Here is a 9,784-nt window from a genome sequence, read left to right as displayed (position 1 = left end):
CGGCTCGGGAGAACCCGGCCCGGGCGGTGCTCTCCGCCCTGTGTCACGGGGACGATCCCGGGGTGGAGGCGGTGTTCCCGGTGCTGCTGGACGCGCTGCGCTTCCTGGGCCCGAAAAAATCGATCTTGTACTATGACGTTGTGCTGGCTGGGCTGCCGGAGGCGGCCCGGGTCCGTTGGGAGGCTTTTGTGTCCACCACTGCCGGCTACGAGTACCGCAGCGAACTGTTCCGTACCCTTGCCGCCGAGGCCGAAGCCCGCGGCAGGGCCGAGGGGCAGATCCATGGGGAGGCCCAAGGGGAGGCCCGTGGGGAGGCCCGTGGGGAGGCCCGTGGGGAAGGGCGGGCGGTGCTGACCGTGCTCGACGCGCGCGGCGTGTCAGTGCCCGAGGCGGTCCGTGAGCGGATCATAGCCTGCGCCGACCTGGCCCAGCTGGATGTCTGGCTACGCTGCGTGGGCACCGCGACCACCATCGACGACGTCATCCACGACTAGCGATCTTCGGCTGCCGTCGGTACGAAGGTGCGACCGGCGCAGCGCGGGGCTGGTCTGGGAGCCGGCTTCGGGAAAGCCGGTTACCGGGGGCCGGGGAGCTTCCGGCCGGTTCTCCTGGGAGCGGGCCGCGGGCATGGCCGCGGTGGCCGACGCGACGTGCGGTTCGCAGGTCTCCCGGCCGTAGGTCTCCCCGCGCGGCCTGCGGAAGGCGGCTATCCGGTGGAGTGCCGCGAGGAGGCTGCCGACATCAGGCTGTCCGGTTGCTGCCGGCGTGCTCGACATGGCGGCACCGGTCCGACGCGTGTGACACACGGTGGTCCTCTGTTCCGGGTTTTGTCTGGTCATGTTTTCGTTGTCCCGAACGGGAGGCCACTTTTTTCGTAATAACGGTCCTGAGTTCTGTAAATTCGGTTCCGGATAGCGGGCCGGCAGGAGTGCGCGGTGCTTCCGGCCCGCGGCCGGGGCCACCGGAGAGGGCCGCGCGATGTTCGCCGTACGCGGCGATAATCCGGCCGGCCGCCAAAGAGGGGCGCGAGCCGCCGCGCAGTCCTGTCACCCGGTATTGACTACCCAGCGCAACGGGCAATAACACAATTCAATCTTGCTGGGGCCCTGACCCGGCGTGTAAGAATAGAGACCGTACGGACAAGTGGGGGAGGCTGCTCAGGTCCGGTTCACGGAAAACTCAGCGTGCCCGGCCGAAGTCGGTCCCGGGCGTTTCGGTGCCCCGAAGCAGCATGAGGTCCAGGGGAGAATGATCCAAACCAGCAGAAACCAGCTGGTGACGTTGTTCCGTGCGGGGAGCGGAGCAACTGCGCCAGTGGCTTCCACCGGTCCCAGGTGCCGTCCGGCCAACCGGGCAGGACGATGTTCCATCCCCGCAGCCCGTTCCCGCAGCTGACGGTGAATCGGCGTTCCACCATGGTGTGAGCCGCTCCGGCCCGCCGGCCGGAGCCAGGGTAGACACCATTGCCGGCCAGTCATCCCTCGCAATTTCTTTGTGACTGTTAACCGGTTGCTTTTCGCATATTCACCGATTCCAGGCATGCCTTCGACCAGGTCGGTCACGTCGCCTTTTCCACCTGTCCGAGCAAGCCTGATTCAGCGCGGAGGAAACCATGCCCGCCCCTCTCGCCGTGCCCGGGGGCAACGCCCCGCCCAGCGCGGCGGCGGAACTGCTCGACCTGCTTTCCAGCGCACTTACCAGCCTGGTCGGGCTCGCGTTCGGGCTTTATCTGGCCGTCGGGCTGCTGGCCGTTCTGGCGGCCCTCCTGCTACGGGCCCGCCGCGGCCCGCGGCAGTTGCGTACCGGCGCCGCCGGTACCAGGCCGGAGACGGCCGGATGAGCGTGTTCGACATCGACACCGATGGTGTCGACGGCGGGCTCGGGCGGCTGTTCGCCGCCGGAATGATCGTGTTCGGGCTGCTCTACCTGGCCACCATGTTGCTGCTCGCCGCCGTCCACCGGCCGCGGCGGACCGGTGCCGCCCCCGAGGATCTCTTCTTCGTCTTCGTGCTGCCCTGTCTCAACGAGGAAGCGGTCATCGGGGCGAGCCTGGACCGGCTGCTGACCACCGACGCGGCGAACCGGCGGGTGCTCGTCGTCGACGACGGCTCGGACGACCGGACCTCGCGGATCGTCCAGGAGGCCAGCGACGCCCGGGTGTGGCTGCTGCGCCGGGATCCGCCGGACGCCCGGCAGGGCAAGGGGGCCGCGCTGAACGTGGCCGTCGCCCACCTCGCAGCCCACCCCGAGATCAGCGCCCGCGACCCGGACAAGGTGATCATCGTCGTGGTGGACGCGGACGGCCGGCTGGACCCGCACGCGGTCGAGACGGTGGCCCCTTGCTTCACCGACGCCCGCACCGGCGCGGTGCAGATCGGCGTCCGGATCAACAACCGGCGGGACAGCCTGCTCGCCCGGCTCCAGGACATGGAGTTCGTGATCTACACCAGCGTGTTCCAGCGCGGCCGCGGCTGGCTGGACAACGTCGGTCTCGGCGGCAACGGCCAGTTCGTCCGGCTCTCCGCGCTGCGTTCGCTCGGCGAGCGGCCATGGTCGCACAGCCTCACCGAGGATCTCGATCTCGGCGTCCGGCTGCTGCTGGCCGGCTGGCGTAACGAGTTCTGCCCGCGGGCGGACGTCCACCAGCAGGGTGTGATCCGGCCGGTCCGGCTGCTGCGGCAGCGGGCCCGCTGGTTCCAGGGGCATCTGCAGTCCTGGACGCTGCTCCCGCGGGTGGCCCGGCATGCCCGCCCGCGCGCGCTGGCGGACATGCTGTTCCACCTGACCTGCCCGCTGCTGATCCTGCTGGCGTCGCTGCTGACCCTCGCCTTCGCCCTGGGCACGGCGGGGGTGCTGACGGCCTGGCTCACCGGCGGGCCGGCGCCCGAGCCCGCGCACTTCCTCGGTACCTATCTGCTGATCGGTATACCGATCCTGGTCTGTGCGCTGATCTACCGCTCGCGGGAGCGGCTGACCGGCTTCGGGCTGGTCCGCCTGATCGGCTACGCCCACGTCTACATGCTGTACGCGCTGGTCTGGTTCGTTGCGGGCTGGTGGGCGGTCGGGCGGGTGGCCGGCCACCGGACGAACTGGCACAAGACGGCTCGCAGCCCGGAGGCGGTGACGGGGGCCGGGCCGGCGACAGCCCCGGAGGTCCTGATACCGGCTGCCGCGGCCCAGGACGGCCCGGTGCGGTGAACGGCGCGCGCGGGGAGCCGGCCCCCGAGGAGAATCCGTCCCGGGCGGGGCCGGACATCGGCCTGTCCGGCAGCGGCCCGTCCGGCAGCGGCCTGGTGCGGCAACGGCAACGGCAACGGCACCGGCTGACCGCGTTGGCGTTCGCCGGTGTCACCGTGCTCACCGGCCTGTTGGTGTTCACCCTGCGCGGTTCGGAGCACGCGTCCGCGCAGTGGCGGGACGGCACCCGGCACGGCCGCTGGCTGGCGGTCTTCGACGGGTACGGCCGCACCACCGGGCGCGCGACGGCCGGTGACGGGAACGACGAACTGGTCGTCACCCTCGCGCCCCGGGCCGCTGCCGGCTCGGACAGCACCCATGCCGGGCTGGTCGTCAGCACGGAGCACTACCAGGGGGTGCGGTTCAGCACGCGGATCCGGACCCTGCGCCAGCTACGCCAGCCGGAGCCCCGGCCGTGGGAGGTCGGCTGGATTCTCTGGCACTACACCGATCCAGCCCATTTCTACGCCTTCGTCCTCAAACCGAACGGATGGGAACTCAGCAAACAGGACCCGGCCTATCCGGGCGGGCAGCGATTCCTGGCGAGCGGGCCCGCGCCGCGGGGGCGTCTCGGCGACTGGCACAGGATCGAGGTGGCTCACTTCGGCAACATTGTGCAGGTGTCGGTGGACGGGGCGTCAACGGTACGTTTTCAGGACACCGAACACCCTTATCTTTCCGGTGCTGTCGGCCTGTACAGCGAGGACGCCGTTGTGGAGTTCCGCGGGATGCGGGCCCAATCCCTCCTCCGGGCCGCCGGGCCGATTCCCTGAACTGTTAACACAATTTTTCGACTTCTTTTCGAGTGCGACCGATCCCAATGCGAAGTCATTGCGACGTCCAAAATACTGGGACATAGCCGTGTCCGGATCACCGTTTGTCCGGTAATCCCTACCGTCGTTCATCCAGTCACATGGAAGGTCATGCATGACCAGACAGCAGGAAGTCCGCACGGTGCTGCTCGTCTATGGCACCAGGCCGGAGGCCATCAAGATGGCGCCGCTGGTACAGGAGCTGGCACGCACGTACACGGTGCGGCCGGTCATCGCGGTCACCGGTCAGCATCGGTTGATGCTGGACCAGGTCAACCAGCTGTTCGACATCAAACCGGACTTCGATCTGGAGATCCTCCAGCAGCGCCAGTCGCTGGCCGGGATCACCACCCGCTCCCTCAACGGCCTGGAAGCGGTGATCACCGAGGTGCGGCCGGACGCCGTCGTGGTGCAGGGTGACACGACGACGGCGTTCACCGGCGCGCTCGCCGCCTTCTACCTCGGGGTGCCCGTCGTCCACCTGGAGGCGGGGCTGCGTACCGTCAACCCGCTGCTGCCCTTCCCGGAGGAGATCAACCGCCGGCTCACCTCGCAGCTGGCCGTCCTGCACCTGGCGCCGACTCCGGCGAGCCGGGCGAACCTCCTGGCGGAGGGCATCCGGCCGGAATCCGTCTTCGTCACCGGCAACACCGTGATCGACGCGCTGTTGCACGTCGCCGCGGCACCGCCCCCGCCGGACGAGCTGCTCGCCGAGATGCGGGCGCGCACCGACGGCGGCCGGTACCCGTTGCTGCTGGTCACCGCGCATCGGCGGGAGTCCTGGGGGGAGCCGCTGCGCAGGGTCGGCGGAGCGCTGGCCCGGCTCGCGGCGCAGCGGCCCGAGCTGCAGATCATCCTGCCCGCCCACCGCAATCCGGTAGTACGCGAGGCGCTGCTGCCGGCGGTCGGCGGGCTGCCCAACATCCGCGTCGTCGATCCCGTCGACTATGCGGTGTTCGCCCATCTGATGGCCATGGCGACGGTCGTCCTGACCGACAGCGGCGGCGTCCAGGAGGAGGCGCCGAGCCTCGGCCGGCCGGTGCTGGTCATGCGGGACAACACCGAGCGGCCCGAAGGCGTCCAGGCCGGCACCGCCGCGCTGGTCGGGACCGACCCGGACCGGATCGTCGACGCGGTCGCCGAACTGCTCGACGACCCCACCCGCTACGCGGCGATGGCGAACGCGGTGAACCCCTACGGGGACGGGCAGGCAGCCCGGCGCGCCGTCGCCGCGATCGAGCACTACTTCAACGGCGCGCCCGCGCCGGCCGACTTCGTGCCCGGCCTGGACGGCACCGCCCTCAACGGCACCGCCCTCAACGGCACCGCCCTCAACGGCACCGCCCTCAACGGCACCGCCATCCCCGCTCAGCCACTCGTCATCCGGCACCCCGAACCGGCGATCGTGCCCGCCACCGTCCCGGCCGGGAACCCACGAGAGGAGAACCGGACATGAACCTGCACTGGATGCGGCCGCGGCGCCCGGAGGGAGGCGCGGGGCCGCACAGCCCGCAGGGCGGTCACAGCCATCCGGCCGGCCGCCGGGCACGCCGCCGGGTGTTCGCGGTGGCGACGGCCGGGCTGCTCGCCGCCGCCCTCGGCGCGGGCGTTGGCACCGCCAGCGCGGCCGCCCCGGCGGAACCGTCCGCGCGGCCCGCCCCCGCCACTCCCGGCACGGCACAGGTACCGGGTGGAGACGGGCTGAACGCCTTACTACCGGCCCCGCCGCCCCCGCCGGGCACGACACCGCCGCGGCGCGCGCCGCGGCCCACCAAGCCCACGACCGGGCCGCGGACCCCCGCGCCCGACCTCTCCAGGAGCGCCAGCGGCGGCGCCACGGCCCTGAGCGGCGGCGCCACGGTGCTGAGCGGCGGCGCCACGGTGCTGAGCGGCGGCGCCACGGGCACCCTCGTCCTCTACGACACGACCGGCCCATGGGGCTGGCTGGGCGAGCAGTACGCCATCCAGACGGCCAACCTGGTCTCCCGGTTCGGCACCTGGACCGCGCACCCGGTCAGCAGCTACACCGCGGGCGAGCAGAACTCCTACGCGGCCGTGATCTACATCGGCTCGACCTACGACGAGCAGGTGCCGACGGCGTTCCTCACCGACGTGCTGGCGAAGACCCGGCCGGTGATCTGGATCTACGACAACATCTGGCAGCTCACCGCGCAGGACCCGAACTTCACCACGAACTACGGGTGGAACTGGTCAGCCTTCGACACCTCGTCGGTCGGTAAGGTCAGCTACAAGGGGACCGACCTGACCCGCTATGCGGCGAACGGCTCCGGCATCCTGAACTACTCCACGGTGAACCCGGCCGTCGCGACCGTGGTGGCCGAGGCGGTACGCGCCGACGGCAGCCGCTTCCCGTGGGCGGTCCGGTCGAACAACCTCACCTACATCGGTGAGATCCCGTACTCCTACGCCGACGCGACCGACCGCTACCTCGTCCTGGCCGACCTGCTCTTCGACCTGCTCGCGCCGCAGACCACGCAGCGGCACCGGGCACTGGTCCGGATCGAGGACGTCGGCCCGGACGCCGACCCGGACGAGCTGCGGGACATCGCCGACTACCTCCACAATGAGAACATCCCGTTCTCGATCGCCGTCTACCCGCGGTACGTCGACGCGAACGGCACCTACAACAACGGCGTCCCGCAGGACTACACACTGGCGTCCCGGCCGGATGTGGTCAGCGCGCTGCAGTACGCCGTCCAGCGCGGCGGGTCGCTCATCGTCCACGGCTGGACGCACCAGTACTCGAATGTGGCGAACCCGTATTCGGGGGCGAGCGCGGACGACTTCGAGTTCTTCCGGGCGCACATCGACGCGCAGAACAACGTCATCTATGACGGGCCGGTTCCCGGCGACAGCCAGTCCTGGGCCGCCGGCCGGCTGAACAACGCCAAGGCCGGGTTCACCGCCGCCGGGTTCACGGCGCCGAACGTGTTCGAGTTCCCGCACTACGCCGGGTCGGCGGCGGACTACAAGGCGGCGGCGCAGAAGTTCCCGCGGCGCTACGACCGGGGTCTGTACTTCCGCAACCAGCTGGCCGGCGGGGCGATCGACTCCACGAAGTACGCCGGGCAGTTCTTCCCGTATCCGGTGACCGACGTCTACGGCTCGTTCGTGATCCCGGAGAACATCGGCAACATCGAGCCGGAGCCGTTCAACAACCATCCGGCCCGGCTGCCCGCCGACCTGATCGGGGCGGCGCAGAAGAACCTGGTCATCCGGGACGGGTTCGCCAGCTTCTTCTACCACCCGTATCTGGGCCTGGGCTACCTGGAGGACGTCGTCGAAGGCGTGCGCGGCCTCGGCTACACCTTCGTCTCGGCCAACAGCCTCTGAAAACTCTGAAAATCCGCTCCGAACACCTTCCTGAGGATTCCAGCAACCTATTCCGCAACGTCCGCCGAAAAAGCCGATGAAAGACCGCTGAAAAACCGGTGAGCCGGTGGGCGGCCATTCCTGGCCGGGCGGATCCCGTTAGCGGGATCCGCCCGTACCGGTCGACACGGGCCGGCCGGGCGCTGGCCGGCCGGTCCTGGCCGCGGTCAGCCTGTGCCGCGGCCGGTGACGGTGAGCCGGGCGCCGACGCCGGTCAGGTAGCGCGGGCTGGTCCCGCTGAAGTCCGGCCTGTCCTCCTCGCCGATGTAGAGGTCGACGTGGCCGGGGCCGCCGAGCCCGGGGGTGAACTCGTCGCGGACCTCCCACCTCCCCCGGCGCAGCGCGGCGCAGGCGTCCGGGTCGATCCCGGAGCCGTCCTCCTCCCGGCCGCAGTCCTCGACGAGGAAGGCCGTCCCGGGGGGGAGTGTGCCGGCGTCGGCCGCCGCCGTCCGGAACGGAACCAGCGCCCGGCCGGCGCTGTCGGCCGGGATGTCGTCGAGCCAGAAACCGGTGTCGTGCGACCAGTTCAGGAACGACCCCCGTCGCGGCCCGCTGGTGATCCGGCCTGTCCCCTCGTCACGCACCGCCTGGGCGAAGTCCTCCGGGAAGGTGCCCAGGAGATCGTCGCCGAAGGCGCAGTCCCGCCGTGGACAGCCCCGCACGGCCAGCGGTGAGCCCGCGTGGTAGCTCTCCACCGCGGTGTAGTAAACGGTGATCTCCCACCGGCCGGGGGACCGTTCCCCCACCGGCCGGCCCGGTTCCGGGCCGCAGGCGGCCACGCCCGCGACGAGTACCGCGGTAATCCCGGCCAGCCCCGCCGCCCGGTCGCGCGCGGAGCGCCGCCGGGCCGATTTCCGCGCGTTCCCCGGCCGGCCGTCCCCGTTCCGGGAATCCTGTTCCCGGGCGTTCCGGGGAAGCCGGCCGAAAATCCGGGGCGATATTCGCTGGAACTGATCCATGACCGTCACGGTCATCCATCGTCACGTTTTTTCCCGCCCTGGGCAACGTGGGCGCGGTGGGCAAACACACCGGGCCGTGGGGGACCAGGTGAGCCGCCGCGAGACGTCCACCGGCGGGACCGGCCTCGGCCGGCCGGGCAACCGGCCGTTGAGACCTCGGTGAGCAGGGCGGTCAAGAGGGATCACCACTCGCATGCACCAGTCGGGATCTCCGTCGGGATTCGAGCCCGCGCGGTGCCGGGAAGCCGGGCATGGACGCACAGGCTGCTCTGCCCCGGGGAGTTCCTGCCGCATCATGCGATGCGGCAGCGCAGGTTACAGGCGCATGCACGGGAGACAGCCCCAGCCCGGACAGTACTACTTAGGTTAGCCTAACCGGCTCGTTCGGCCCGCACCGGCCCGCACGGCTGGGGAATTTCATGATTGTCCACAAGGAAGTCCGGCTCGACGACGCCGACGGCACCCGGTTCATCCTCTGCCACAGCCCCGACCAGGCCACCCGCGACCAGGCACGGCGCACCGCCGACCTCGACCGGATCGCCGAACGCCGATCCGAGCAAACCTGGTGCACGATCCGCCGCCAGACCGGCCGGATCATGCAGATCATCCTCGCCGGCACGGTCGCCCAGAGCACCACCCTCGCCCCGGCCCAGAAGGCCATCTGCCAGGCAGTTTCCGTCCCACCACCCGCCCGGGCCACCGCCTTCGGCCCCAGCTGATCACCCCGGAACAGCCCTCGCAGGATCGGCCAGGCCCGAGGGCGTGGACACACGCCCCCCATCCGGCCCTACACGCGTTTCCACAGGCCAGCACCATGATCAGAAGATTCGTGTGACCACCAACTGCGGAACTCGGGAAACAGGACAAGAGGAAAACGTGCCGGAGCTCTGGCCCCGCTGCCGCGGACGCACCACCGCGACCACCACTCCTGATTTCCACGGCTTCCCCGGGAAAGCCGGAAAGATCCCGAGAACGTCGGAGCCCTGTTATTCTGAGATAGGAGATGTCTGTTCTATCACCCGAGGCCGACAGGGAAGGGAGCCGCCACAAGTGGACGCGGCACGGGACGCAGTGGAGTCGGTTCTGGAGACGGCATCCGACCATGTTCCGCGGTACGTTCTCTACGGGGCGTACGGAACCAACCTGGCCAGCAACGACAGGGGTGGCATCGACCGCCTCGGCCTCTATCTCGATGCCGCGGGAATACCCAACGGCGAGATAGAGCGTATCGGCGGCATCCGGATGAGCGGGGTGGCGATCTACGCTGCACTTCGATCCCTGCGATGGCAGCCGGTAAACAAGGCGGACTGGGCGAGCGGAGGGGTCTTCGTCGAACCGACTGGCGACGTGAACGATATCACCTACTTCAGCCTTTACCGCATG

At 70.0% G+C, this 9,784-nt stretch carries 8 protein-coding genes and 1 pseudogene; 8 read left to right on the top strand and 1 reads right to left on the bottom strand.

Features of this window, described 5'->3' with window-relative positions; translation table 11 throughout:
• From AC5LUJ_RS20970 to AC5LUJ_RS20945, 6 genes and pseudogenes are all read left to right on the top strand, one after another.
• A pseudogene (locus AC5LUJ_RS20970) lies at nucleotides 1-494 on the top strand (hypothetical protein); the annotation flags it as partial.
• 1,118 nt (nucleotides 495-1,612) lie between these two features.
• Nucleotides 1,613-1,840 carry a hypothetical protein gene (locus AC5LUJ_RS20965; protein ID WP_250287126.1) on the top strand — a complete coding sequence of 76 codons (228 nt, stop codon included), beginning with the start codon at nucleotides 1,613-1,615 and terminating at the stop codon, nucleotides 1,838-1,840.
• Nucleotides 1,837-3,198 (top strand): glycosyltransferase family 2 protein, encoded by a 1,362-nt coding sequence (locus AC5LUJ_RS20960; RefSeq protein WP_250287124.1) that lies wholly within the window; start codon nucleotides 1,837-1,839, stop codon nucleotides 3,196-3,198. Before AC5LUJ_RS20965 ends, AC5LUJ_RS20960 begins: the two co-directional genes overlap by 4 nt.
• A complete protein-coding gene (locus AC5LUJ_RS20955; protein ID WP_250287123.1) occupies nucleotides 3,195-4,010 on the top strand; it encodes a LamG domain-containing protein in 816 nt (271 codons plus the stop codon). Before AC5LUJ_RS20960 ends, AC5LUJ_RS20955 begins: the two co-directional genes overlap by 4 nt.
• A 154-nt stretch (nucleotides 4,011-4,164) precedes the next feature.
• On the top strand, nucleotides 4,165-5,505 hold the full coding sequence (gene wecB, locus AC5LUJ_RS20950; RefSeq protein WP_250287121.1) for a non-hydrolyzing UDP-N-acetylglucosamine 2-epimerase: 1,341 nt from the start codon (nucleotides 4,165-4,167) through the stop codon (nucleotides 5,503-5,505).
• Nucleotides 5,502-7,403 carry a DUF2334 domain-containing protein gene (locus tag AC5LUJ_RS20945; protein ID WP_493465575.1) on the top strand — a complete coding sequence of 634 codons (1,902 nt, stop codon included), beginning with the start codon at nucleotides 5,502-5,504 and terminating at the stop codon, nucleotides 7,401-7,403. Before wecB ends, AC5LUJ_RS20945 begins: the two co-directional genes overlap by 4 nt.
• Nucleotides 7,404-7,609: 206 nt before the next feature.
• On the opposite strand, the gene AC5LUJ_RS20940 is transcribed toward AC5LUJ_RS20945, so the two are convergent.
• A complete protein-coding gene (locus AC5LUJ_RS20940; RefSeq protein WP_250280639.1) occupies nucleotides 7,610-8,401 on the bottom strand; it encodes an RlpA-like double-psi beta-barrel domain-containing protein in 792 nt (263 codons plus the stop codon).
• 419 nt (nucleotides 8,402-8,820) lie between these two features.
• Between AC5LUJ_RS20940 and AC5LUJ_RS20935 the strand changes: the two genes are divergently transcribed.
• On the top strand, nucleotides 8,821-9,120 hold the full coding sequence (locus AC5LUJ_RS20935; protein ID WP_250280631.1) for a hypothetical protein: 300 nt from the start codon (nucleotides 8,821-8,823) through the stop codon (nucleotides 9,118-9,120).
• Nucleotides 9,121-9,451: 331 nt separating this feature from the next.
• Nucleotides 9,452-9,784, top strand: a 333-nt coding sequence (locus AC5LUJ_RS20930) for a hypothetical protein (protein ID WP_493465574.1), incomplete at its 3' end; no start/stop codon positions are given.

The sequence above is a fragment of the Protofrankia sp. CiP1_Cm_nod3 genome, from assembly GCF_982290655.1.
The sequence above is the reverse complement of the archived record's forward strand: the minus strand, read 5'-3'. Positions and strand labels throughout refer to the sequence as shown.